The sequence below is a fragment of the Catenulispora yoronensis genome (assembly GCF_039531695.1).
Classification (GTDB): Bacteria; Actinomycetota; Actinomycetes; order Streptomycetales; family Catenulisporaceae; genus Catenulispora; species Catenulispora yoronensis.
Genome location: NZ_BAAAQN010000037.1, coordinates 15,612 through 39,620, shown reverse-complemented (window position 1 = coordinate 39,620; position 24,009 = coordinate 15,612). Strand labels below are relative to the sequence as shown.

The window sequence follows — 24,009 nt, the reverse complement described above, 5'->3', positions numbered from 1 at the left end:
ATATGGTCCCTTCTCAGCCGTCGGACGAAGTCGGTCTGGCATCGACGACCAGGTGCAGCACGCCGTCGAGCAGCAGGTTGGCGGACGGCCGCAGCGCGGCGTCGGTGCCCGGGTCGGCCACGCCGTAGCCGGTCCACACGACCGGGTCCGCGGACGGGCCCGCGGCCGGATCAGCAGCCGGATCAGCAGCCGGGTCCGCAGCGGCGTTCACAGCCGGATCCGCGCCGCCGCCGACCCCCGGCTGCCACCACGACCACGCGCCCCGGTCCTCCGCCGGCCGCGGGAAGTCCACCGACTCCGGGAACGGCGGGGTCTGCCCGGCCGGGACGGCCGTCGGCCGGATCGCCGCGAGCGCCGCGCCGACCTGGAACGACACCTCCAGCCGCGACAAGGCCGCGCTGACCCGCTCGGGTCGCAGTCCGACGGCGCGGGTGGGCAGGATCCCGGTGGTCGCGTGCACGCTGCCGCGCGGATCGAGCAGCATCACGATCTCGTCGGCCGGATCGGCCGCCTCGCTGGACCCCTGGAGCCCGGCCACCGGCACGACGCACCGGCGCCACAGGTAGTTGGCGGTCCCGTCGGGCAGCGCGGCGCCGATCGGCCGCAGCCCGGCCGCCGCCGCGCCCGCCGGATCGGCCACCGGCGCGGCGACGGTGTTGAACACCGCCCCGTCGCCGGCCGCGAAGTAGCCGATCAGCCCGTCGTCCCGGGTCGCCTGGTCCCCCAGCCGCACCGCGAACTGCTGGTGCAGGAACTCCGGGAGCGGCGGCGTGAGCGTGGCGGCCCAGCCGGCGTCGGTGATCGCGGGCCCGTCCAGTTCCAGCCGCACCCGGGCCCGGACCAGCGCCAGCGGACGGCCGATGAGCACCGAGAGGTTCTGGTCGGCCCGGCCGCCGAGCGGATCGGTGGTCCACAGCGTGGAGTCGATGGCTTCCAGGAACGCGGCGAACCCGGAGGCGGAGGCCAGGATCGGCGAGGCGAGCAGCGTTCCCACCATGGGGGCCAGCCGGGTCACGTCGGCCACCGACGCGACCGTGCTGTGCGCCGGCGGCGTCCAGGTCCCGGTGCGGGTGCCGTTCGGCCCGACCAGGACCCTGACCTCGCCCAGCGCCGTACCGTCGGCGGCGTAGAGCAGGAGCGCGCGGTCCACGTGGTTGGGCAGGACCCAGCCGCCGACCGGATCGGCCGACGCCATCAGGGCGCTGTTCGCCCCGGTCCGGGCGTCCAGCAGCGCGAAGTCCAGGCGGGCCGGCTGCGACAGCCGGGGCGGCAGCTGGGCCGGGGCGGCGGCGCGGGGGTCGAGCACGGCGGTCGGGGCCAGGGCCGGGTCGACGACCAGCGGGAAGTTCTCGGCCGTGTACAGGCCGCTGCCGGAGCCCGGCAGGATCACCGGGAGCACCCGGCCGAACCGGTCGTAGAGCACCAGTTCCTGGAACACGATCTGGCCCTGGCGCACGCCGAAGAACGGCACGTCGGTCCCGGCCGGCAGGTACGGGACGCTGGTGACCGCGCCCCGGTAGCGGTCGGGCAGGGACTGCGCCGGGGCCGGAGATCCGGCCGAACCGCCGGACCCGGAAGAACCGCCGGACGCACCGGACCCGCCGGACCCGGCCGCCGTGCCAGCGCCCGGATACCCGAGCAGGTCAGCGGCCGGACGCCCGCCGATCCGCTCCTGCGCCCCGGGCCGCCGGAAGCCGCGCCGGTCGCGCCCGGCCAGCAGCTGCGAGAAGCCGGTGAGCTCCTGGCTCAGGAACCGCCAGCCGCCGATTTCGCCGATCCAGGCGTCGAGCCGCGCCAGGTCGTCGCCGGACCCGTACTGCTTCACGAACTCGGCCAGCCGCGCCCGGAAGACCTGCGGGGCGTGCGGTCCGATCAGGCTGATGCCGCCGACGGTGCGGGTCCGGCCGGCCGGCGTGCCCGGCGCGCAGGTGTAGTCCGCGCCGTCGAACCGCCAGGCCGGAGCGCCGGGCGGCTGCGGGACGTCGAGGTAGCGGACCTGCCATTCGGCGAACAGCGGCCGCCAGGGCTGCGCCCAGCGGGCCAGTCCGGTGGCCGGCAGCACGCCGGCGTAGTCGGCGGGCCGGTGCGCGGCGATCGCGTCGGTCAGCACCTGGACCGGGAGGTGGGTGAAGGCCGCCAGCGCCGTCGCGGACGCCGGGTCGGTGAGGACGAACTCGGTCAGCAGAGTGGTGATGATCTCCGGCGGCCCGCCGAATCCCGACACGCCCGGCACGACCGAGCGGGCGGCCGGCGCGGCGATCGTCATACCGCCGACGGTGAGCGAGGTCACGGCCGTGGCCAGCGGGCGCACCGCGAGCGTCGAGCCGGCGTCGGCCTCGTGCGAGGCATCGACCCCGGACACCATGACCACCGGGTCGGCGGCCTGCCAGAACGGTTCCGCGGGCAGGGCCTTGAGCGTCTGGTCGGCCGGCAGGCCCTGCCGCGCGGCGAAGTCGGCGATGCCGCGCTGGAGCGCCTGCTGCGGGGTCGTGGCGCCGACGGTGTTCGGCTGCGGCACCTTCGGCATCGCGGCCAGCACGCGTTGCAGCACGTCCAGCAGCTGCGCCAGGGCACTGCTGGGACGGCTCGGGTCGAGCTGCGCGTCCAGCAGGCTGACGGAGGGGACCCCGGGCGGCGCGGTGGGGAAGGAGTCGGTCGGGTACCGGCCGCGCTTCCACCACAGAGCGTTGACGTCCCACTGAGCCTTCTTCAGATTCGCGACGGCGACGTCGAGCCGCCGTTGGTCGGCGTTGAGACTGTCCAGCCAGGCCGGCGGCTCCGGATCGGGAGCGCCGGGAGCACCGGGAGCGCCCGCAGAACCGGAAGAACCAGAAGACCCGGAAGATCCACTGCCACCGGCCTCGGCCGCCGCGACCGTCCAGTGCTGCCCGCCGGAATGCGCGCCGAACCAGCGCTGAGCGATCGCCCGCCGCACCAGCGCGTCGCCGTTGGGCTCGTTCGCCAGCGGCAACAGCCCGTACAGGAACGCCCGCAGCTGCGCCACCGTCCCGGCCGGATGTCCGGCGGCCGCCAGCCGCCGCCCGACCAGCGCCAGGAACGCGTCCTCGGCGGTGTTGCCGAGCGCCACCTGCAACTGCCCGCTCCCCCGGATCGTCTGCAGCGGATCGTCGGCCGGGGGCTTGGCCGGATCCCATCCGACGTCCAGCGCGCTGCCCCGGTACAGGCTGCGGGTGGCCCGGAGCGCGCCGGGCGGCCCGGCGACGGTCCAGCCGAACCGGTCCAGCAGCGCCTGGTAGGGATCGGGGCTCGGCGGGTTCTGCGAACCCGGGCTCTGCGGGCCCGGCGCCGGATGCGCCCACTGGGCCAGCACGTCGGCCGTCGGGTCGGAGTACCAGCCGGTGATCAGATAGCTGAGTTGCAGCGGGCCGGCCGGCGACAGGTCCTTCAGGTCGTCGATGAACGTGAACACGCCGAGGTTGTGCGGCGCGTAGGCCCCGAACGCCGGGTTCCCCGGCGCCACGGCGGTGAGGAACATCGGCGCGGACGCGCGCTCGTTCCAGCCCTGCGCCAGCGGGAACGGGATGCCGAGGTTGGCGACCTGCGGCTCGGTGGCCGCCGGGTCCAGGGTCACGGCGTGGCGGTAGGGATCAGAGCTGGCCCGCCAGGCCCGGATCGTGTCCGGCGTCGGCAGATACATGCTGGTCCGCTCGACCCCGACCTGCTTGACCTGGGACGTGTAAGGACAGTCGCTCTCGATCACCCAGCCGGTGGCCCGCCGGGGCTGCAGGCCCGACAGCCGCAGCACCAGCCAGCGGTTGGGCACCAGCGGGTAGCCGATCTCGCCGGTCCTCGGGTCCTGGGTGCCGTGGCGCAGCGCCCGCGGCAGCGACCAGCTGACGTGGACGCCGAGCGGCTGCCCGCCGACGCCCCGGTCCCCGGCCTCCGCCTCCGGGCTGCGGAACTGCTTCAGCGCCTGGTAGTTGTACTGCCACCAGCGGAAGGAGTCGCGGCGCAGCACCGCGTCGTTGACCACCAGGGCCTCGACGTCGACCGGGACCACCAATACGGGCTCAGACATGGGTCGGCTCCACCCTCGGTCGCGCGCCGACGAGCAACGCCTCGGGCGACTGGATCATCTGAAGGGCCACGTCGGCCGGGCCGAGCACCCGCGACGGGTCGGGGACGGCGGCGTCCAGCGCGGCGGCCAGCCGGCCGATCAGCCCGCCGGGGTCGTGCGGGTCCAGGTTCAGCACCCCGGTCTCCCGGTCGCGCAGCGCCAGCGCCTGCTGCCCGGTCGGGTCCAGCACCGGGACCGGCGGTCGGCCGGCCAGGACCGTGCCGAGCACCGGCGCGCCCGCGGCGCCCGCGCGGGGCTGGCGCAGGGCGACGTGGCCGCTGTCGTCGACGCCGAACCGCAGCCCGTGCGGCGGCTCGCTGAGCGTCACCCCGGCCGGGATCCCGGCGAACAGGCACAGCAGCACGCTGGGCGACAGCCGCGCCATCCGCAGCGCCGGGATCGGCACGGACCGGTCGTCGCGGGCCCGGACGGCGAGGTCCGGCCACCCGGTGACCAGCGCCGAGCGCACCAGCAGGGCCGTGACCGGGCTCTGGTCGGACCGGGCCGGGTAGACGACCGGCGGCGGCGCCGTCCCCAGCAGCCCCGAGCGGCGGACCTGCACCGCCTCGAAGGCCGCGGCGCGGACCAGGTCGCCGGTGAGCGAGGCATAGAGGGCGCGCAGGCTGGAGTCGATCCCGAGCGACAGCGCGCCGTCGAGCAGCGCGTCCTGCCACGCCGGGTCCAGATAGCCCAGGCGCAGCGACTCGCTCGGCAGCATCCGCTCGTCCGCGACGAGGTGGGCGAACGGGAGGTGTTCGAGCAGCAGCAGCCCCGCCAGCCAGTTCGCGATCGGGTCCAGGTCGTCGCGGACGGCGGCCAGGACCAGTGCCTGGACCTCGGCGTCGGCCAAGAAAGCGGTCAGCGCGGTCTGCGGATCGGGGTCCGGCGCCGGCGCGGCCGCCCCCGGTGACGGCGGGGGCGGCGCGCCGGGCTCCGGCCCGCGTCCGGCGTCGGCGAGCAACTGCGCCGTCAGCACGCTGAGGAAGTCCAACTGGGCGGTCGTCGACGTGTCGAGCGCGGCGACCTGCGAGGCGGTGAAGTGGTCGCTGGCCAGCCGCTGGTAGAGGCTGTCGACCAGGGCGTGGGTCCGGCGCCGGAAGTCCAGCAGCAGCCGCCCGAACGCCGGGTCGGCCAGCGCGGCGGCCCGACCGGCCTGCCAGGCGGCGGCCAGGGAGAGGTCGAAGACGCCGAACGGGCCGACGAAGCCGCGCGCGGCGTCGGCGCTGCGGAACCGCTGGGCGGCCGGGACGCCCGGGACCGGGCTGATCGGGCCCCGGTACCAGGCGAAGCTGGTCTCGCCGGTCGCGATCCGGTACTCCAGCGGCACGAAGCCCTCGGTCAGCCGGTCGGCCACCTCCCGCCCGGGCGGGTCGGAGGCGGGCGGCGCGGGCACCGCGGGCAATGGCAGGCGCAGCAGCAGGTCGGCCGGGCCGGCCGCCCGGCCCGGCTCGGCGGGCCGGGTGACCACGCCGCGGGCCAGGCTCTCGAAGTCGCCGGCGCCGTCGTCGTACGACCAGAAGCTCCACGAGTACAGCGAGATCATGTCGACCGTGTCGGTGTCGGCCAGGGCTTTGCCGCCGTCGAGCAGCGGGCCCAGGCCCTCCAGGGAGACCAGGTGCGCGATGGTGCGGACCGGGGCGGCGCCGGGTGCGGGCATCGTGGCGAAGCGGTTGCCGACGACCACGCCGGCCAGAGCCTCGGCCCCGGTCCCGGCTCCAGCTCCGGTCCCGGCTCCGGCGCCGGCTCCAGTCCCGGCCCCAGTCCCGGTCCCCGACTGGTCGACGACGGAGGCCTGGCGGCAGTGCGCCAGGAAGCGCAGTTCGACCAGGCGCGGCGCCACCGTCCGGAACACGGGCGCGGGTACGGAAATGTACGTACACGAATCCGTGAGCGCCGTCTCCAGGCCCGGACTCACCTGGGGGATCCGCCGCCCGGACGCCGGGGTCAGGAACTGCCCGACCGTGGTCGTCCGGACCGCGGTGGGCGAGTCCTGGCCGCCGTCGAGCTCGCCGGGCCGGAACACCAGCAGCGCCAGCCACGGCTGCCGGTTCGCCGGATCCGGCATCGGCCGCTCGAACGGCAGCATCGGGTCGTCGAGCACCACGTACGGCAGCACCGTGCCGTAGCGGCCGGAGCTCTCGGCCGGCGGATAGGCCGAGCGCACAGCCGCCGGATCGATGCGGAACTGCGGCGCCGTCACCACGAACGCCTGGTGCGCGACCAGCTCGTCGGTGGTCACCGGCACCCCCGCGTGGTCCAGGGTGTGGGCGACCTCGATGTAGTAGGTGCCGGCGGCCAGCGCGGGAACGTCGCTGTCGTACAGGCGCAGGTCGCCGAGCGCCAGTTCGGTGGGAACGGTCATCGGTCGGTTCACCCTTCCCGCATCGGCGAGTCGCTGTAGAGGTGTCCGGCCGACGCCGCGAGCCGGTCCAGGGCGCCGTTCGGGCCGGCGAAGCCGGTCACGGCCACCAGCCGGTCGTGCAGCAGGCCGCGCGGCGCGGCGCTGCCCGCGATCCGGGCGATGTCGTCGACCGAGTGCGGGTCGGCCAGCGGGCGGTAGCGGGTCGGCGACGTGCCGGGCCGCAGCGGCAGGACGGTCTCGGCGACGTAGTCGGCGGCCAGGGCGGCGGCCGGGATGGTGCCGTGGTTGGCGCCCAGCGCCGGGGCCGGGGTCCGCACGTCGTAGCCGACGAGGCGGCCGGTGAGGACCTCGGCGGCGGGCCGGGCCGGGATCTGGCTGAAGGCGGCGGGCGGCTGGCCCCACAGCGCGTCGGCGACGGCGGCCGTGCGCGGGGTCAGCGTCCAGCCGCCGACGTCGAGCGCCGGGCCGCTCGGGGTGCCGAGGCGCACGGTCAGGCGGTGCACTGAGGACACACCGGTGAGGTTCATGGGTTTGATGTCGATCGCGGAGGCGGTGTGGTTGTCCGGGGACGTCGGCGCGGCGCCGTACCGCAGTTCGCTGGCCGGCACCGCCGACTGTGTGCGGAAGGCGAAGCCGGCGGCCCGCACCACCCAGGTCTTGCCGCCCGGGGCCGCGCCGCCGGGTCCGGTGGCGCCGGCGGGCAGCGTGTCGAGCACCTCCCCGGCGGCCTGGACGACCACGCGGCTGTCCGGCGGCGGCAGCAGGTCGCGGAACTGCGTCCAGCCGAGCGGCGCGTCGGCCGCCGGGCTGCGCGGCGCGCCGAAGGCGACGGTGAAGGACACCGGCCACAGCTCGACCGAGACCGTCCCCCCGGTCGGCGGGCCCCACAGGTCCAGCCCGGCGCCGACGCTGGCCGAGATCGTGCTCTGGATGCCCAGGGCGCTGAACGAGTACGACACGCCGACCGACAGCGCGAAGTGCCCGGTGAAGAAGAACGGCCGCCAGGAGACCAGCAGGTCCGCCTCGACGGTGAACCAGGCGCGCAGCCCGCCGTCCTGGAACAGGGCCTCCAGCCGGCCGCCGGCCATGAAGCACGAGGTGGTCAGCGCGGCGTAGGCGCTGCCGGAGATGGCGACGGTGTCGCTCACGGCCCAGCTGAACCCCAGCCGCGGGACGGTCGGGAAGTGGCCGGGGACGGCGAACGCCGGATGGTAGCCGCCGAGAGTGAGCACGAACTCTCCGGCGTGCGGGTTGTCCCCGAACCAGGCCGAGACCGCGAAGCCGCCGGTCAGATGGCATTCGGGCGCGATCACATAGGAGTTGCGGCTGAGCACGGCCGTCAGCCCGAAGGTGCCGTCCTCCGGGGCCAGCACCGCTTCGAGGCCGAGTTCCAGGTAGGCGTAGGTCTGCGGCGAGTCGGCGGCTTGCGGCAGCCGGAGCACCGAGCTGCCGAGCACCGCGAGCTTGAACCGCTCGGAGATGTCGGCGACCAGCAGGGCTCTGGTGTGGACGAGCTGGTAGGACGTGAACGCGACGCCGAAAGCCAGCCACATCGCGCCGGGCTGCGGGGCGATCCACGGCCGCGTGGTGCCGCCGGGGGTGATCGGCGCGCGCCCTTCGAGCACGTCGAGCAGGTGCCCGGGGTCCTGCGCGGCCGCCGGGTGCCCAGGGGCGCTCGGCGTGCCCAGGGCGACCAGTGGGAAGGCGGTGACCTCGTCGGGGGCGGGTAGCGCCAGCGTCCGGTTGAAGCCGAAGCCGGCCATGAGCCCGTCGACGGAGAACGCGGGCGGTCCGCCGAGCGCGGCTTCGAGCTGGGCGAAGACGAACAGCGAGGGCCGGCCGTCGGTGAACTGCGCGTAGGAGCCGAGTCCGGCGACGGCCAGTTCCTCCGCGGTGATCTGCACCGTGCCGTCGAACTGGAAGGCGATGCCCGGGGCCAGCCGGTCCTCCGGGATCCGCAGCAGGGCGCCGGAGATGGTCAGGGGTCCGCTGGCGTAGGACAGGCCGAGGCCGCTGAGGCGGAATTCGGGCACGAACTCGGTGAGCGGCGAGCCGAAGCAGAGCCCTTCCAGGGACAGGGACAGCGGACCCAGGGTGATGGCCGCGTCGAGGCCGACGAACAGGGCGCCGTCCTGATAGAGCAGGCCGACGCGGTTGATCTGGACGGCGCCGAGGCGGCGTTGGACGTCGAGCCAGTAGCCGGCGGGGGCGGGCTTTGCGGGCGTAGTTGGCGTAGTGGGTGCTGTGGGCGCAGTGGGTGCGGCGGACCCTGCGGCGGGTGCGGGCGCCAGGCTCAGCGCGGCGTTCTTCTGATCCGGACCCGCCTGCAACCGCGCGGCGACGCTCACTCCGGACGCCAACGGCCCGGCGGGCAGCGGGGTGGCGGTCGGGGGCAGCAGCCCGCCGAGCTGAGTGAGCTGCTCGGCGGTCAGCGCCGCGGAGCAGTAGCAGATCTGGAGTCCGTCGACGGCCAGGGTCTCCTCGGGCGGCAGCTTGTCGCCGATGAAAGGCAGCTGCGACAGATCCACGGCGGCGGACAGCACGAGTCCGAGGGCGAACACCGGCGGCCCGGACGCGGGCTTGAGATACAGCAGCCGGGCATCGCTCAGCCCGATGTCCAGGCCGGACGGCACCAGCTGCGCGGCGGTCCCGGAGACGTCGGCGACCAGGTCGTGCAGGCTGATGGTCTGCGCGGCCCCGGTGTGGCTGTAGGAGGCCACGAAGATCTCCGAGCCGGCGCCCCCGGTTCCGGCGGTGCCGAAGGCGAGGTCGAAGCGCAGATCGTGGAGCGTGAGATGGCCGCCAAAGACGGTCTCGTGGGTCCCGTCCGGCAGAGCTTTGACGGCGATGTCGATGGTGGCCGTGACCGGTGTGTCGGCGATCGTCAGCGTGCCGGTGCAGCTGAACGAGAAGGCTCCGGTCCCGGTCTGGTAGGACACCGCGATCTCGGTCAGCACCAGCTGCTTGACCGGCTCGGGCACGCCGGCGGCGCCGAACGCGGCGGCCAGATCGGCCAGCAGATCGCCGATGCGCAGCTCGGCGTCCGGGCCGATGCCGCCGCTGAACACCCAGCCGGTGGTGCTGTCGACGTATTCGGCGAGCAGGTCGACCGCGACGCCCGAGGCGAAGGCGATGGTGCCGCCGAGCTGGCCGGTGACACCGCCGGCGGCAGTGCGGGACACGCCGACGAAGACCTGCTTGATCGTCAGCGGTCCGGCGGGCAGATCGGTGTCGACAGTCAGGTCGGCGCTGTAGGAGCCGAAGGCCGGCACCGCCGAGAACGTCGCCTCGGTGATCTGCGTCGTGGCGGACAGCCCGGCGTCCGGCAGGTCGAGCGAGGCCAGGACGGCGGCCAGGACCAGCGGTTCGCCGTTGTGCAAGCCGCCGACGACGGCGCCCTCGGGATAGCGGAAGGCCACGTCGAGATGGAGCGCGCCGAGCGTCAGCTCGGTGACGACCTCGGCGCGCCGCAGCGTCGCGGTCGCGGCGTCGAACTGGACGGTGAGGGAGCGGATCGCGGCGTCGACGGCGGCGGCGTCGCCGCCGATCGGGCTCACGTCCGGGGAGCTGCCGGGACCGGAGCCGACACCGGGGTCGAGGCCCTGATCGGGGTCGGTGCCGGTGCCCGTGCCGGAATCGGTGCCGGTGCCTGTGCCGGTGCCGGTGTCCGTGGCCGCACCGCCGAGCCACGTGGCGAGCGCCGCAAGGCCGGGGAAGGCGGAGGCGCCCGTGGGCTTGAGGACGGCGGTTAGCAGCGTCGCGTCCGACAGCCCGACGCTGAGTTCCATGGGCACGCCGCCGACGTCGAAGCGCCCGAACACCACCAGTGCCCAGCCGGTCGCCGAGACCGTGCCGCGCAGGCCGGTCCCGGTCAGCGTGAACAGGCCCGGAACGGGCGTCCAGCCGAGGCCGGGGACGCCGACTTCGAAGGTCAGGGTCGCCGGGTAGCCAGTGTTGGGGAAGAAGGTGATGCCGAACCCGGAGGCGGAGAGAGTGAGCTGTCGGCCCAGGGCGTCGAGCCCGGCGGGCTCGGCGACCACGATGCCGCCGGGATGAGCCAGCGCGACGACGTCGAGCGGGGCGACGCCCGCGACGTCGGAGGCCAGGGTGACCAGCCAGGGCCGGACCGGACTGCCGTCGAGGGCGGTGACCGGCGGCTGGGAGGCGAGGGTGACCGGTGCCTGGACGGCCGTGGCGGCGCCGGCGGAGCCGCCGGCCGCGTCGGCGGCGGTGTTCAGCACGAGCTCACCGCTCGCGGTGACCGACACCTGGTCGTCGGCGGTGCACCGGATCTCCACCGACCCCACCGACACCGCCGCGGCGCCCAGACCGTCGACCGGCCACGGGTCCGGCCCCAGGCAGGCCCCTGACACGGCGAGCACACCGCCGGCCACCTGGGGACCGGTGGATCCGTAGGCGATCGTCAGCGTCCCGGTGGGAACCCCGCCGAGGAAGTCCCGGAGCGCGGCGGGCAGGCCCTGGTCGTCGGCGGCCAGGGTCAGCGGGTTGCCGAGCGTGCTCAGATGGCTGTTCAGGACTGCCAGGTCCACCGTGTCGTCCCCCCTCAGTCGGTACGGTGCGGTGCTGTCTTCAGAAGGGCGGTGCTGTTTCAGAAGGGCATGGTCACGGTGCGGTCCGCCGGAACCCCCAGGTCGTCCTCCCAGTACGTCAGCGTGTACTGACGCCCCGGTCCGGACGCGGTGGCGGTGTTGATCCGCAGCCTGATGTCCCCGCGGTGCCGTCCCGGCGCGGTGTTGTCGTCCGCGTTGTCACCGGCCACCAGGCCTTTGTTGCCGACCGTCGCGAGCTGGTTGAGACCCAGGGAGGCGGCGACGTAGTTGGTCTGGAACTTGCAGTTGGTCATGAAGTAGTACGGCATGTTCGCCTGGTTGTTCAGGCGGCCGATCAGGGCGTTGTCGGGGTGCTCGTACTGGTCGTGGGAGCCGCTGCTGATGAGCGCCGTGGTCGCGTTCGCCAAGGTGAGGAAGTTCTGCGAGGTCGAGTTCATGGAGCCGTGGTGGCTGACCTTGAAGGCGGCGACGCGGGGCGGGATCGGCACCGGGACGCCGACGGCGACCGGCACCGGGTTGGCCATGATCGCCGCCATCAGCGGGTCCTCGCCGACCGTCGCCATGTCCCCGAGGGTGCAGTAGGCGAAGTCCCCGAACCGGATGAGCAGGCCGATGGAGCAGTCGTTGCCGTAGGCGGCGTTCGTCGTCTGCAGCCAGTTGGCGCCGCCGGCCCAGTCCCGGCCGGAGCGGGCGACGACGTAGACGCGCGGCGCGCCGGCCGGCGCCAGGATCGCGTTGGGTCCGGAGTTCCACAGCACTTCGCTGCACAGCACCGGGATCGAGGTGCGGGTGCGGGCGACGCTGGCGGTCCGGGCGCCGTTGGTGAGCGTGATGTTGCCGGTGATCGCGCCGGTCCAGCTGTTCGGCGAGGTCTGCACGCCCGGGGCGCCGACGTCGCCCAGGTCGATGATGTGCACGTTGTTGTAGCGGTTGGCGGTGAAGAACCGGCCGTGCGTCATGTACACCCGGTTCCGCAGGCCGTCGAAGACCGCGCGCCGGATCCGGCTCTGGATCAGCACCACCGCCTCGCCCAGGCTGACGCCGAGGCCGGCGGCGAGCCCGGCCGCCTCGGCGACCTTGCGCCGGATGGCCTGGCTGGCGACCAGCGCCGGGTAGGGCGTCGCCGGGAGTTCGGCCCAGTACACGCCTTCGTCCACCGCCGCGGCGATGCCGTCGGTCGCGGCGGTGTTGTTCCGCGCGTTGGCCGCCGCGGTGTTCGCCACCCCGGCGGTCAGCCCGGTGTTGCCGCGCGCGGCGCTGTCCACGGCGGCGGTGACGGCCGCCACCACCTCGGGGCGGCTCAGCCCGGCCGGGCCGAGGTTGGCGACGCCGGCGCTGCCCAGGGCCCAGGCGACGTTGCTCATGTCGTCGGCGAGCAGCAGCGCCTGCAGGCCGCCGACGTGGTCCGCGTCGTAGTGCGTGCACACGATGTGGTTCAGCGGCAGGTTCACGTTGATCAGGGCATCGTGGATCAGACTGGCGTAGAAGCTCCGGCCGCCGTCGACGAGCATCGTCCGGCTCCGCGTCGGCATCCCCGGCGGCAGCCCCATCTCCCGCGCGACGATCACCGTGCTGTCGCCCTGGCCGACGTCGAGTACCTTGATCTCCAGCTCCCACGGCATGACCGGCTCCCGTCCTCGGCCACCCCCTGGCCCTGCCATGCATTCGAGCCTTGTGGCAGAACTCTGTCAAACACCTCGGTGATCGGGTGGATGCCGAGCGTGACATCCCTCCTTGACGACCCGTCAGGGAATAAAGGTCCAGGTCAGGACGCTTTCGATAGCCGACGTCCGAGGCGTCGGCGGCGGCCGGGGCTAAGGGGAAATCCCGTCGGACGCGGATCGGGGCATATGATCCGCTATCCGAGCATCCGGGTCCGGAAGCTGCGAAGACAATGGAAACCGAAGTCATTACCAGCTTTGCCGGATGAACCGATCCTGCGATGTAATTCCCGGATCGGAGGCTTCACGAAGGATCGAAGGGAGGCGGCGTGCGCGACCACGACGGCCACGACGAGGGTGGACAGGGTCACGCCGACCACGCCCACTCCGACCGCTCCGACCACGACCACGACCACGGCGCCGGCCACAGCAGCCACAGCGGCCACAGCGGCCACTCCCACGGCGTGGGCCCCGACGCCGACCGCCGCTGGCTGCTCATCGGCCTGGCCCTGATCGTCGGCTTCATGAGCGTCGAAGTGGTCGTCGGCCTGCTCTCCCACTCCCTGGCCCTGATCTCCGACGCCGCGCACATGCTCACCGACGCCGCCTCGATCGGCCTGGCCCTGTTCGCGATGCGGCTGGCCGCGCGCCCGGCCCGCGGCGGCTACACGTTCGGCCTCAAGCGCGCCGAGATCCTGTCCGCGCAGGCCAACGGCGTCACGCTGCTGGTGCTCTCCTGCGTGCTGGCCTACGAGGCGGTCCGCCGCCTGATCAGCCCGCCGGAGGTGACCGGCGGCCTGGTGCTGGTCACCGCGCTGGTCGGGATCGCGGTCAACATCGCCGCCGCCTGGTCGATCTCCAAGGCCAACCGCACCTCGCTGAACGTCGAGGGCGCCTTCCAGCACATCCTCACCGACCTCTACGGCTTCATCGCCACCGCGATCGCCGGCGCCGTGGTCCTGACCACCGGCTTCGCCCGCGCCGACGCCATCGCCTCGCTGGTCGTGGTGGCGCTGATGCTCAAGGCCGGCGCCGGCCTGGTCACCGCCGCCAGCCGGATCTTCCTGGAGGCCGCGCCGGCCGGCGTCGACCCGGACGCGGTCGGGGACCAGATGGCCTCCGTGGAGAACGTCATCGAGGTCCACGACCTGCACATCTGGGAGATCACCTCCGGCCAGGCCGCGCTGTCCGCGCACGTCCTGGTGGTCCCCGGCGGCGACTGCCACAAGGTCCGCCGCGACCTGCAGGCCCAGCTCCGCGACGCCCACGCCATCACGCACGCCACGCTCCAGGTCGACCACCTCGGCGAGGACGAGCGCGACGTGCTGCAGATCAGCACGCACCCGCCGCGCCAGGCGTCCGGGCACTGCGAAGACGCCCACGGACCGGTGCACACCACGCGGCAGCGCGTACCCTGAGATCCCCCGGCGATCCCCGGCCGAGATGTTCTCCTGAGAGGGCTGCGACATGCGGAGTCGGATCTCGCTGGTCACCCTCGCCGGAAGCGTCGCCCTGACCGCCGTGTCCGCCCTCGCCGCCGGCTGCGCCGCGCACCCGGCCGTCGAGCACACGGCGGCATCGGTCCCGGCGCAGTGCGCGCCGACGCCCGACGTCGACCGGGAGCAGTCCTCCGGCAGCCGCGGCACGATCGAGCCCCTGACCGCCACCTCGCTCACGCTGTGCGGCTACGGCCCCGCCCCCGACCGGAAGCTGGAAGCGCACCTGGTCGTGACCGACGCGGCGACCATCGACACGCTCCGCACCGCGCTGAACAAGGCCAAGGGCACCGGCGGCCGGACCTTCAAGTGCGCGAACGACTCCGGCGTCGTGGTCATCGAGAAGTTCCAGGGCGACGGCCGCGAGGTCGACCTGAGCCAGGACGCGGCCGGCTGCGGGCTGGTCAGCGACGGCGACCGGTCGGTGTTCGACGCCGACACCGCGGCGCCCGGCCTGGTCCTGGACCTGCTCCCGGCCGACTACTGCCGCCGGGCCTTTCCCGGCCAGGACTGTCCCCGATGACCGTCTGCCGCGCCGCCGCCGGGTCCCGTAGCATGGCCTCCCCGGATGAAGAAGGCTGATAAGAAGGCTGATATATGACGGACGCGATACCGCCGGTACAGCTCCAGACCGACCGGCCGAACATGGCTCGCATGTACGACTACGCGCTCGGCGGCAAGAACAACTTCGCCGCCGACCGGGCGGCGGTGGAGCGGCTGTTCTCGCTGTCGCCGGAGAACAAGTACGTGCCGCTGGCCAACCGGCGGTTCCTGGGGCGCGCGGTGGACTTCGCGGCCCGGCAGGGCATCACGCAGTACCTGGACCTCGGGGCCGGGCTGCCGAGCATGGGCAACGTGCACGAGGTGGCCAAGCTGGTGCGGCCGGAGGCGCGGGTCGCCTACGTCGACAACGACCCGGTGGTGGCCGCGCACGCCCGCGCCCTGCTGACCAGCGCCGACGCCACCGTGCGGGTGGTCCAGGAGGACGTCCGCGACCCGGCGAAGGTGCTCGGGCACCCCGACGTGGTCCAGCTGATCGACTTCGGCCGGCCGGTCGCGGTCCTGCTGGTCTCGCTGCTGCACGGCATCACCGACGAGGAGGACCCGGCGGGCCTGGTCCGCGCGTTCACCGAGGTGACGGCCCCCGGCAGCTACCTGATCCTGTCCCACCTCACCCGCGACGGGCATCCGGCCGACATCGTGCACTCGAAGGAGGAGGTGTTCGCGCGTTCGAACACCGTCTTCCGCTACCGCGCCCGCGCCGAGATCGAGGCCTACTTCGCCGGCTTCGACCTGGTCGAGCCGGGCCTGACCCCGGTGACCGACTGGCGCTCGGAGGGCACCGAGGAGTCGGCGGCGGACGCCGATCCGGACCTGGCCGCGGCCGGGTCGTGGTGGCTCGGCGGCGTGGCGCTGAAGGCCGGCTGAGCCGCCCCGGACGCGGTCGAGGCGGTAGCGTGAGAGGTATGCAAGGCTACGAACTCCTCATCGACGCCTTCGGCCGCGTCCACGAAGAAGTCCACGCCTGCCTCGACGGCCTGACCGTCGAGCAGCTGCACCGGCGCCTGGACCCCGACGCCAATCCGATCGCCTGGCTGGTCTGGCACCTGACCCGGGTGCAGGACGACCACGTCGCCGACGTCGCGGGCACCGAGCAGCTGTGGACCGCCCAGGGCTGGGCCGACCGGTTCGCCACCCCCTACCGCGAGGCCGCCGTCGGCTACGGCCAGTCCTCGCACGAGGTCGCGCAGCTGACCGTCCCCGGCGCCGACCTGCTGACCGGCTACCACGACGCCGTCCACGAGCAGACGGTCGCCTACGTCGGCGGCCTGAAGGACGACGACTTCGACCGGATCGTCGACACCCGGTGGGATCCGCCGGTGACGCTCGGCGTGCGGCTCGTCAGCGTCGTGTCGGACACGCTCCAGCACGTCGGGCAGGCCGCCTACGTGCGCGGGATCCTGCTGCGCGAGGCGTGATGCCGCGTTGATACCGCGTTGATGCCGCGCTGACGGCTACCACCCCAGCGGATCCCCCGCGATCTTCTCCGCGAACAGCTTCCGCAGCGCGGCCACCGTCTCGGCCGGCAGGTCCGCGTCGGCGGCCGCGACGTTGTCCGCCAGCTGCGCGAGGCTCTTGGTCCCCGGGATCACCGTCGACACGCCGCTGTTCGCCAGCACGAACCGCAGCGCGGCCTGGGCCGGGGTCAGGCCCTGCGGGATCAGCGCCCGGAAGTCGGCGGTCAGCTCCGCGCGGCGCCGCACCTCCTCCGGGCTCCAGCGGGAGCGGATGTCGGTGAACACCGACTCGCCGGTGTAGCGGCCGGCCAGCCAGCCCGACTCCAGCGCCACCTTCACCACGGTGCCCGCGCCCGCCGAGCCGGCCTGCTCGGTCGCCTCCCAGGGCTCCTGGTGCAGCGCCGACAGCCAGGTCTCGAAGGCCTTGGCGCCGGTGGTGGCGAGCATGGTCTCGATGTCCGAGGGCCAGTCGACCGAGCCGCCGTAGGCGCGGATCAGGCCCTCCTGCTTCAGGCTCTCGAAGATCTCGTAGTGCGCGGTCACCCTGCCGTCGAACAGCTCGTGCGGCGGGCTGTGGATCACCACGATGTCCAGGTGGTCGGTCTGGAGCTGCTTCAGGCTCCGCTCGACCGAGCCCCGGAGCGCGCGGGCCGAGAAGTCCCGGCCGCCGGGGTAATGCCCGAACTTGGTGCAGATCACCACGCCGTCGCGGTGGCCGCGCAACGCCTGGCCCAGCAGGCGCTCGCTGTGGCCGCCGGAGTAGTTGGGGGCGGTGTCGAAGAAGGTGATGCCGGCGTCCAGGGCGGCGCCGACGATCGCGAGGGACTCGGCCTCGTCGGGGCCGTCGGCCCAGTCCGTGACGTTGCCCAGCTGCCAGGCCCCCAGGCCGATCTCGCTGACGGTCAGGCCGGTGTCGCCGAATACGCGATATCTCATGACGGAGATGGTTCAACCTGGAGCGGGCTCCAGGTCAAGCCCGACGGTCCGGCGAGCTCAGTAGCTTGCGCGGCGGTTGCGTCGGACGGGGCTCCGAGTAGGTTCCGCAACGGAGGCCCACCCCCTACCTCGGAGGCGCATCGTGACAGAGCACGGATCCAGTGGCCCGGGCCCGAGCAGGCGGCAGGCGCTCGGCGGCGCCGCGGTCCTGAGCACCGCCGCCGTCCTCAGCGGCGCGAACGCCGCGACGGCTGCGGCTGCCTCGGCCGGTCCGGCCGGTCCGGCAGGTTCAGCAGGTTCGGCGGTCTCGGCGGCTTCGGCGACTTCGGCGGCTCCCGACAACGGCCAGATAGCCGGGGCACCGCGGATCGGCCAGAGCCCCATCGGCGTCGGCCGGCAGAAACCCGGCAAGGACCTGCGGGAGCTGCTGGCCCGGATCGACCCGGCGCGGCTGGAGGCGACCGTCCACAAACTGGTCTCCTTCGGGACCCGCCACACTTTGTCCAGCCAGACCGACCCGGCGCGCGGCATCGGCGCCGCCACCGATTGGGTCGCCGCCCAGCTCCAGGAGATCGCCGCCACCTCCGGCGGCCGGATGACCGTCGAGCGGCAGTCCTTCGTCCAGCCCGCCGGACCGCGGATCCCGGTGCCGACGACGATCACGAACGTCATCGCGACCCTCAAGGGCACGGCGGCGACCGAGCGGGTCTACGTCGTCACCGGCCACCTGGACTCGCGGGTCACCGACGTCCTGAACGCCACCGCCGACGCCCCCGGTGCCGACGACGACGCCTCGGGCGTGGCCGCGGTGCTGGAGATGGCCCGGCTGTTCGCCACCCGCGCCTTCCCCGGGACGCTGGTCTTCGCCACCGTCGCCGGAGAGGAGCAGGGACTGTTCGGCTCGGCGTTCATGGCGGCGCAGATGAAGGCGGCCGGCGTGGACGTGCAGGGCATGTTCAGCAACGACATCGTCGGGGCCAGCAGCGCGTGGGACGGGACGGTGCCGGATCCGCACACCGTCCGCCTGTTCGTCGAGGGCGTCCCCACCTCCGAGACCCCCGCGCAGACCGCGGTGCGGCAGTCGGTCGGCGGGGAGAACGACGGCCCGTCGCGGCAGCTGGCCCGGTTCGCCCAGGACGTGGCCGTCAACGACGCCACCGACCTGGACATCCGCGTGGTCTGGCGCCGCGACCGCTACCTGCGCGGCAGCGACCACGTCTCGTTCCTTCAGCAGGGCTACCCGGCCGCGCGGTTCACCGAGCCGCGCGAGAACTTCGACCACGAACACCAGGACGTGCGGGTCGAGAACGGCGTGCAGTTCGGCGACCTGGCCGAGTTCTGCGACTTCCGGTACCTGGCGCGCGTCACCCGGGTCAACGCCGCGACCCTGTGGTCGCTGGCCGCCGGGCCCGGCACGCCGAAGGGCTTCGTCATCCTCACCACGCCGCCGCCGGGCTTCTCGGGCGTCAACACCACGACGCTGAACTGGACCCGCGGCGACGACGCGGGGCTGGCCGGGTACGAGGTGGTGCTGCGGGAGACGACGTCGCCGGTGTGGACCGAGGCGCTGGCCGTCGGGGACGTGGCCGCGGTGACGCTCCCGATCGCGAAGGACAACGTGCAGTTCGGGCTGCGGGCCGTGGACGTCAATGGGCTGCGGAGCCCGGTGGCGTTCCCGAACGTGGCGTAGCGAACGCGGCACAGCGAACGTGGAATAGCGATCGCGGTACAGCAGCCGGATCCCGGCCGGCGAGGCGCACAGTCCGCCGACCGGGACCCGGTGGTACCCGCCGCTACGGTCGTCCCTGCCAGTCGACCGCTCGCGACGGAGCTACTGCGGAGCTACCGCGGATCCACTACTACGGCAGCGTCCACTTCTGGTTGGCGGTGCCCGCGCAGGACCAGATCTGCACCTGGGTGCCCGGGGTGGTCGACCAGCCGGTGTCGTCCAGGCACTTGCCCGAGTTCGGGTTCAGCAGCGTGCCGTTGGACTGGGGCTGCCAGACCTGGGCCGCGGTGCCGTTGCAGTCGTACAGGTCGACCAGGGTGCCGTTGGCGGTGCCGGCGCCGCTCACGTCCAGGCACTTGCCGAGCACCTTGAGCGTGTGGCCCGTGCTGTCCACGGTCCAGGTCTGCGCACCGGTGCCGTTGCAGGTGTAGATCGTGATCGGGTTGAAGTTCGCCGTCGAGGCGGACTTGTCGTCCAGGCACAGGCCCTGGTAGCCGACGATCTGGCCGGTGTGGCCGCCGCCACCACCGCCACCGCCGCCGCCGGTGGTCCCGGTGATGGCGTTGAAGATCCGGCTGTAGGCGTAGCCGACGTTCTTGTCGTAGCCGTCGACCTCCCAGAAGGCGAGCTCGGCCACGCCGTTGCTGGCGGCGAAGCTCTCCAGCGTCTGGGCGTCGCCCTGCGAGAACGGCGCGCCGTCGTCGTTGTTGCCGGCGATGGGGGTCAGGCCCATCTTGGCGTAGGCGGCCGACGTCGAGATCCCGTACAGGCTCGCCAGCTGCGCGGCGGTGCCGCGGGCCGAGGACAGCGCGTCGTTGATGACCGGCTGGCCGTCGTAGTAGTCCATGGTCATGATGTTGACCACGCTGACGTTGACGCCCTGGTTCTTGGCGTCCCGCAGCAGGTTCAGCTGGCCGCCGGGCAGGCCGCTGGGGTCGACGCCGAGGGTGAAGTCGACCTGGAGGCCGGGCACCTGCGACTGGAGGGCGGCGAGCGCCTGGTCCCGCCGCGTGGTGGCCCCGGTGTCGTTCAGCACCCCGCCCTCGATGTCGAAGTCGAGCCGGGTGACGCCATAGGTGGTGACGATGTTCTTGTAGGCGGCGGTCAGCGACGAGACCGAGGTGCAGGTCTGCGCCAGCTCACCGCCCTCGGCACCGCCGAAGGAGATGATGACGTCTCCGCCCGACGCCTTCAGGGAGTTGATCTGCGAGGTGAAGGACCCGACGGAGTACCCGCCGTCCTCCCACTGCGCGGTGCAGCCCGACTGCGGGATCAGGAAGGCCAGCGTGTAGTACTTCAGACCGGTGGCGCCCTGGTCGGCGGCCATGTCTCCGACGGTGCTGCTGCTGAGCTGGAGGTACGGCGCCGCGTAGTGCGCGGGGAAGGTGCTCGCGGCGTGGGCCGGCGCGGTGGCGAGCGCGGCGGTGCCGAGCGCGGCGCCGACCGCCGTCAGCGCCGCGGTCACTGCCGCGCGTAGTCGGTGCGTGCGGGGGGTGCCCATGGAGTTCTCCTGTCTCGGGTGGGGGCACGAGCAAGGAACGAGGGGCCGTTGTTACAGAAACATTCTCTGTAACACTGGGTTCCGAAGGAGGAGTGAAGCACCCCACAAAGGAACCGTCAACACTCGAAGAAAGCTGATCTACGAAGGATCGAGACAACACTGTGAGATCCTGGAACACTCCGTTGTTTCAGTTGACCAGTGGTCTTGTCGGCACCGTCGAGTAGCGTCGAGGGTGATGGGTTCCAGCTACGAGGAGCACCGGCCCCGCCACGCGCCGGGCCGCCACGTCGCGTGCCTGTGGACGCAGGTCAACACCGGCCCGCGGGAGCACAGGCAGCTGGTCGTGCCGGACGGCTGCGTCGACCTGCTGTGGCGCGACGGCGAGGTGCAGCTGGTCGGGCCAGACCGCGCAGCCTGGCTGGCACCGCTGCCGGCCGGCGCGGCGATCGCCGGGCTGCGGCTGCGCCCCGGGTCCGCGCCGCTGCTGCTGGGCCGGATGCCGGCGGACGAGGTACGAGACCTGCGAGTACCGCTAGCGGAGGTGGCGGCCGAGGCAGCCTCAGGCGGCGGCAACCTCACGGCCCTGGCCGAACAGTTGGCGGCCAGCGGATCGGCGCGGCAGGCGGCCGGGATCCTGGACGAATACGTGGCCGCACTCGCCCACCGCTACCAGGCGGACGAAGCCGTCGCCCGCGCCATCAGCGAACTGAGCCGCACCAAGATCCCGGCCGTGCCCGACCTGGCCGAGCACGCGGGGCTGTCCGAGCGCCAGCTGCGGCGCCGCTTCACGAGTGCAGTCGGCTACGCGCCGAAGACGCTGCACGCCGTCCTGCGTTTCCAGTACGCGCTACGCCTGGGGCGGACCTCCGACGGACGCCTGGCGGAGGTCGCCCACGAAGCCGGGTACGCCGACCAGGCGCACTTCACGCGGGAGGTCCGGCGGCTGGCCGGCACGACGCCCGGGGTGTTGCTCGGGACGGACCGCCGCCCCGGAACACCGGCCGGCCCTGGTGGACGTGGCTCCGGCTAGATCCGCCCGTACGCCCGCAGCGTCCGCAGTGCCCTGACGGTCACCGCCGGTCGGGCCTCGAACTCCACCGTCGGTGACCACTTCACCCAGTTCATCGGCCATCCGCCGTCGTCGTCCTGGGTGGCCAGCAGGTAGTCCAGGCTCCGCTCCATCTCCTCGTCGCTGAACCAGGCCCGTGCCAGGCTGTCGGGCGTCTTGGCGTAGTCGTGCGGCAGGTGGTGCTCCCCCGGTGCGTATCCGGGGGCGATCACCGCGTCCTGCGGGCGGGCGGGGTCCAGCAGCACGATCCGCTGCTCGCGGACCAGCGCGCCGATCCGTTCGGCCTGCTGCCGGGCCCAGCCCTGGTCCGGAGCCGCGTCCAGGAACATGACCGCGGCGTCGACGTCATAAGGGTGCGTCTGTCCCAGGGCCTCGACCTCCCGGCGGGTGAACTCCATCGCGCCCTTCACCCAGGGGTGCTCGGCGATCCCGGCCCGCAGCAGCGGCCCCAGCAGCTGGCCCGTCGCCAGCAGGGACCCGGTCGGTTCCGCGTCGATCGGCATGAACGGCGCGTGCGGGTACTTCGCCAGCGATGGCAGCACGGCGGGCACGCCGCCGTCGGCGGCGGTGATCGACTCGATCCAGTCGAGCGTCGGCGTCACCGTCGCCGGGTCGAGCGGACCGGCGTCGGCCATGATCTTCAGCGCGGTGGCCACGGCCAGCGGTTCCGACTCGGGCCCGCGGATGTCCGGCTCCACGCCGTAGGCGAACCCGCCGTCGTCGTTCCGGTACGCCGCCAGAGCCGCGATCAGGCCCGCGCCGTAGGAGGCCGCGGTCCCGCCGGTCCCGCCGCTCCCGCCGGGGCCGCCGAACAGCGCCGCGAACCACCGCTGCTCCAGGACCCGGCCGGAGCCCCACAAGAACGTCGCCGCCCGGTCCAGCACCGACCCGGCTTGGAAAGTGTTCTGGTTCATGCCGCCGAAGCTACCCGCGGGGAGCGCGCAGATCTTGAACGTTCCGGCCATCCGCCTTCCGCGGGCTGCGGCCACGGCGCCGGCCACGGCGGACGGCGCCAGCGCCTCACTCCGCCCACCCCAGCGTCCGCTCCACCGCCTTCAGCCACATCCCGTGCTCGCGCTCCCGGGTCCCGTCGTCCAGTGCCGGCTCGAACTCGGCGTCCGCGGCCCACTGCGCGGCCAACGCCTCCAGTCCCGGCCAGAACCCCACCGCCAGCCCGGCCGCGTACGCCGCGCCCAACGCAGTGGTCTCCGACACCGCGGGCCGCACCACCGGCGCCGGCAGCCGATCGGCGAGCAGTTGCAGCAGCAGCGCGTTCGCCGTCATGCCGCCGTCGACCTTGAGCGCGGTCAGTTCCAGCCCGGCGTCCGCGCGCATGGCGTCGACCACCTCCCGGGTCTGCCAGGCGGTGGCCTCCAGCGCGGCGCGCACCAAATGCGCCTTGGTCACATATGCCGTCAGCCCAGTGATGACACCGCGCGCATCGGGCCGCCAATGCGGTGCGAACAATCCCGAGAACGCCGGCACGATATACGCGCCGCCATTGTCCGGAACCGAAGCCGCCAACGCCTCGACCTCGGACACATCGCGAATCAGCCCCAGGCTGTCGCGCAGCCACTGGATCAAGGCACCGGTGACGGCGACCGACCCTTCCAGCGCGTAGACGGCGGGCGTGTCGCCGACCTGATATCCGACGGTCGTCAGCAGTCCGTGCCGCGACGGCACGGGCGTCTCGCCGGTGTTCATCAGCAGGAACGTCCCGGTCCCGTAGGTGGACTTGGCCTGGCCCGGGACGTAGCACGCCTGACCGAACAACGCCGCCTGCTGGTCCCCCAGCGATCCGGCGACCCGGACACCGGCCAGCACTCCGCGCGCCGTCCCGTAGATCTCGGAGTTGGAGACAATCCGCGGCAGCGCTCGTTCCGGTACTCCGAAGGCTTCCAGAAGTTCGGAATCCCAAGCCAGGGTCGCCAGGTCGACCAATTGCGTCCGCGACGCATTGGTCACGTCCGTCACGTGCACCCCGCCGTCCGGACCTCCGGTCAGGTTCCAGACGAGCCAGGAGTCCATGGTCCCGAAGATCACGTCCCCGGCCTCGGCCCCGGCGCGCAGGCCGTCCACGTTCGCCAGCAGCCACGCCATCTTCGAGCCCGAGAAATAGGTCGCCAGCGGCAGCCCGGTCTTGGCCCGGAACCGGTCGGCCCCCAGCGGACTGTCGGCGGCCAGCGCCCGGCAGGCCGCGTCCGTCCGGGTGTCCTGCCAGACGATCGCGTTGTGCAGCGGCTGCCCGGTGCGGCGGTCCCACGCCACCACCGTCTCCCGCTGGTTGGTGATGCCGACGGCGGCCAGGTGCTCCGGGGCCAGCCCGGCCAGCCCCAGCGCCTCCCCGACCACGTGCTGCACCCCGCGCCAGATCTCCGCCGCGTCGTGCTCCACCCAGCCCGGCGCCGGGAAGATCTGCCGGTGCTCCCGCTGCGCCATCGCCACCGGCCGCCCGGACGCGTCGAAGACGATGCACCGGGAGCTGGTCGTGCCCTGGTCGATAGCGGCGATGTGTCCGGCCACGCCGGCAGCGGAGGTAGTCACGGCCCACATCGTGCCGCATGCCGCACCCCCACAGTGCCGCATGC

14 protein-coding genes are annotated in these 24,009 nt (G+C 73.2%); 6 read left to right on the top strand and 8 right to left on the bottom strand.

Annotated elements, in window-relative coordinates:
- Positions 1-13: 13 nt before the first annotated feature.
- From ABD481_RS26920 to ABD481_RS26905, 4 genes are read right to left on the bottom strand one after another with little or no spacing between them, the layout of a single operon-like run.
- Positions 14-4,039: a hypothetical protein gene (locus tag ABD481_RS26920; protein ID WP_344668551.1), complete on the bottom strand. Its 4,026-nt coding sequence runs from the start codon at positions 4,037-4,039 to the stop codon at positions 14-16.
- Positions 4,032-6,440: a hypothetical protein gene (locus ABD481_RS26915; RefSeq protein ID WP_344668550.1), complete on the bottom strand. Its 2,409-nt coding sequence runs from the start codon at positions 6,438-6,440 to the stop codon at positions 4,032-4,034. The genes ABD481_RS26920 and ABD481_RS26915 overlap by 8 nt, the downstream gene beginning before the upstream one ends.
- An 8-nt stretch (positions 6,441-6,448) precedes the next feature.
- The gene (locus tag ABD481_RS26910) at positions 6,449-10,990 is read right to left on the bottom strand and encodes a DUF6603 domain-containing protein (protein WP_344668549.1); all 4,542 of its coding nucleotides are present in this window, start codon (positions 10,988-10,990) and stop codon (positions 6,449-6,451) included.
- Positions 10,991-11,049: 59 nt separating this feature from the next.
- Positions 11,050-12,633 carry an MBL fold metallo-hydrolase gene (locus ABD481_RS26905; RefSeq protein ID WP_344668548.1) on the bottom strand — a complete coding sequence of 528 codons (1,584 nt, stop codon included), beginning with the start codon at positions 12,631-12,633 and terminating at the stop codon, positions 11,050-11,052.
- Positions 12,634-13,001: 368 nt separating this feature from the next.
- On the opposite strand from ABD481_RS26905, the gene ABD481_RS26900 reads away from it, so the two are divergent.
- From ABD481_RS26900 to ABD481_RS26885, 4 genes are all read left to right on the top strand, one after another.
- Positions 13,002-14,090 carry a cation diffusion facilitator family transporter gene (locus tag ABD481_RS26900; protein WP_344668547.1) on the top strand — a complete coding sequence of 363 codons (1,089 nt, stop codon included), beginning with the start codon at positions 13,002-13,004 and terminating at the stop codon, positions 14,088-14,090.
- A 49-nt stretch (positions 14,091-14,139) separates the two neighbouring features.
- Positions 14,140-14,691 carry a hypothetical protein gene (locus ABD481_RS26895; protein WP_344668546.1) on the top strand — a complete coding sequence of 184 codons (552 nt, stop codon included), beginning with the start codon at positions 14,140-14,142 and terminating at the stop codon, positions 14,689-14,691.
- A 74-nt stretch (positions 14,692-14,765) separates the two neighbouring features.
- The gene (locus ABD481_RS26890; protein WP_344668545.1) at positions 14,766-15,596 is read left to right on the top strand and encodes an SAM-dependent methyltransferase; all 831 of its coding nucleotides are present in this window, start codon (positions 14,766-14,768) and stop codon (positions 15,594-15,596) included.
- Between the two features lie 38 nt (positions 15,597-15,634).
- Positions 15,635-16,147 (top strand): mycothiol transferase, encoded by a 513-nt coding sequence (locus ABD481_RS26885; RefSeq protein WP_344668614.1) that lies wholly within the window; start codon positions 15,635-15,637, stop codon positions 16,145-16,147.
- 36 nt (positions 16,148-16,183) lie between these two features.
- Here the strand turns inward: ABD481_RS26885 and ABD481_RS26880 are convergent, their stop codons facing one another.
- The gene (locus tag ABD481_RS26880; RefSeq protein WP_344668544.1) at positions 16,184-17,122 is read right to left on the bottom strand and encodes an aldo/keto reductase; all 939 of its coding nucleotides are present in this window, start codon (positions 17,120-17,122) and stop codon (positions 16,184-16,186) included.
- 208 nt (positions 17,123-17,330) lie between these two features.
- Between ABD481_RS26880 and ABD481_RS26875 the strand changes: the two genes are divergently transcribed.
- Positions 17,331-18,812 (top strand): M20/M25/M40 family metallo-hydrolase, encoded by a 1,482-nt coding sequence (locus ABD481_RS26875; protein WP_425559295.1) that lies wholly within the window; start codon positions 17,331-17,333, stop codon positions 18,810-18,812.
- A gap of 169 nt (positions 18,813-18,981) precedes the next feature.
- Here ABD481_RS26875 and ABD481_RS26870 read toward each other — a convergent pair whose 3' ends face one another.
- A complete protein-coding gene (locus ABD481_RS26870) occupies positions 18,982-20,352 on the bottom strand; it encodes a ricin-type beta-trefoil lectin domain protein (protein ID WP_344668543.1) in 1,371 nt (456 codons plus the stop codon).
- 235 nt (positions 20,353-20,587) lie between these two features.
- Between ABD481_RS26870 and ABD481_RS26865 the strand changes: the two genes are divergently transcribed.
- Positions 20,588-21,382, top strand: coding sequence for a helix-turn-helix transcriptional regulator (locus ABD481_RS26865; RefSeq protein ID WP_344668542.1), 795 nt, complete (start codon positions 20,588-20,590; stop codon positions 21,380-21,382).
- On the opposite strand, the gene ABD481_RS26860 is transcribed toward ABD481_RS26865, so the two are convergent.
- Both ABD481_RS26860 and glpK read right to left on the bottom strand, forming a co-directional pair.
- Positions 21,379-22,335: a prenyltransferase/squalene oxidase repeat-containing protein gene (locus ABD481_RS26860; protein ID WP_344668541.1), complete on the bottom strand. Its 957-nt coding sequence runs from the start codon at positions 22,333-22,335 to the stop codon at positions 21,379-21,381. The genes ABD481_RS26865 and ABD481_RS26860 overlap by 4 nt on opposite strands.
- A gap of 106 nt (positions 22,336-22,441) precedes the next feature.
- Positions 22,442-23,974, bottom strand: coding sequence for a glycerol kinase GlpK (glpK, locus tag ABD481_RS26855; protein WP_425559293.1), 1,533 nt, complete (start codon positions 23,972-23,974; stop codon positions 22,442-22,444).
- Positions 23,975-24,009: the final 35 nt, after the last annotated feature.

What these genes read in the sequence shown, in the direction of transcription:
- ABD481_RS26880 (WP_344668544.1), bottom strand. Translation starts at nt 17,122, where the DNA reads ATGAGATATCGCGTATTCGGCGACACCGGCCTGACCGTCAGCGAGATC.
- ABD481_RS26885 (WP_344668614.1), top strand. Translation starts at nt 15,635, where the DNA reads ATGCAAGGCTACGAACTCCTCATCGACGCCTTCGGCCGCGTCCACGAA.
- ABD481_RS26895 (WP_344668546.1), top strand. Translation starts at nt 14,140, where the DNA reads ATGCGGAGTCGGATCTCGCTGGTCACCCTCGCCGGAAGCGTCGCCCTG.
- ABD481_RS26870 (WP_344668543.1), bottom strand. Translation starts at nt 20,352, where the DNA reads ATGGGCACCCCCCGCACGCACCGACTACGCGCGGCAGTGACCGCGGCG.
- ABD481_RS26860 (WP_344668541.1), bottom strand. Translation starts at nt 22,335, where the DNA reads ATGAACCAGAACACTTTCCAAGCCGGGTCGGTGCTGGACCGGGCGGCG.
- ABD481_RS26915 (WP_344668550.1), bottom strand. Translation starts at nt 6,440, where the DNA reads ATGACCGTTCCCACCGAACTGGCGCTCGGCGACCTGCGCCTGTACGAC.
- ABD481_RS26920 (WP_344668551.1), bottom strand. Translation starts at nt 4,039, where the DNA reads ATGTCTGAGCCCGTATTGGTGGTCCCGGTCGACGTCGAGGCCCTGGTG.
- ABD481_RS26905 (WP_344668548.1), bottom strand. Translation starts at nt 12,633, where the DNA reads ATGCCGTGGGAGCTGGAGATCAAGGTACTCGACGTCGGCCAGGGCGAC.
- ABD481_RS26865 (WP_344668542.1), top strand. Translation starts at nt 20,588, where the DNA reads ATGGGTTCCAGCTACGAGGAGCACCGGCCCCGCCACGCGCCGGGCCGC.
- glpK (WP_425559293.1), bottom strand. Translation starts at nt 23,974, where the DNA reads ATGTGGGCCGTGACTACCTCCGCTGCCGGCGTGGCCGGACACATCGCC.
- ABD481_RS26890 (WP_344668545.1), top strand. Translation starts at nt 14,766, where the DNA reads ATGACGGACGCGATACCGCCGGTACAGCTCCAGACCGACCGGCCGAAC.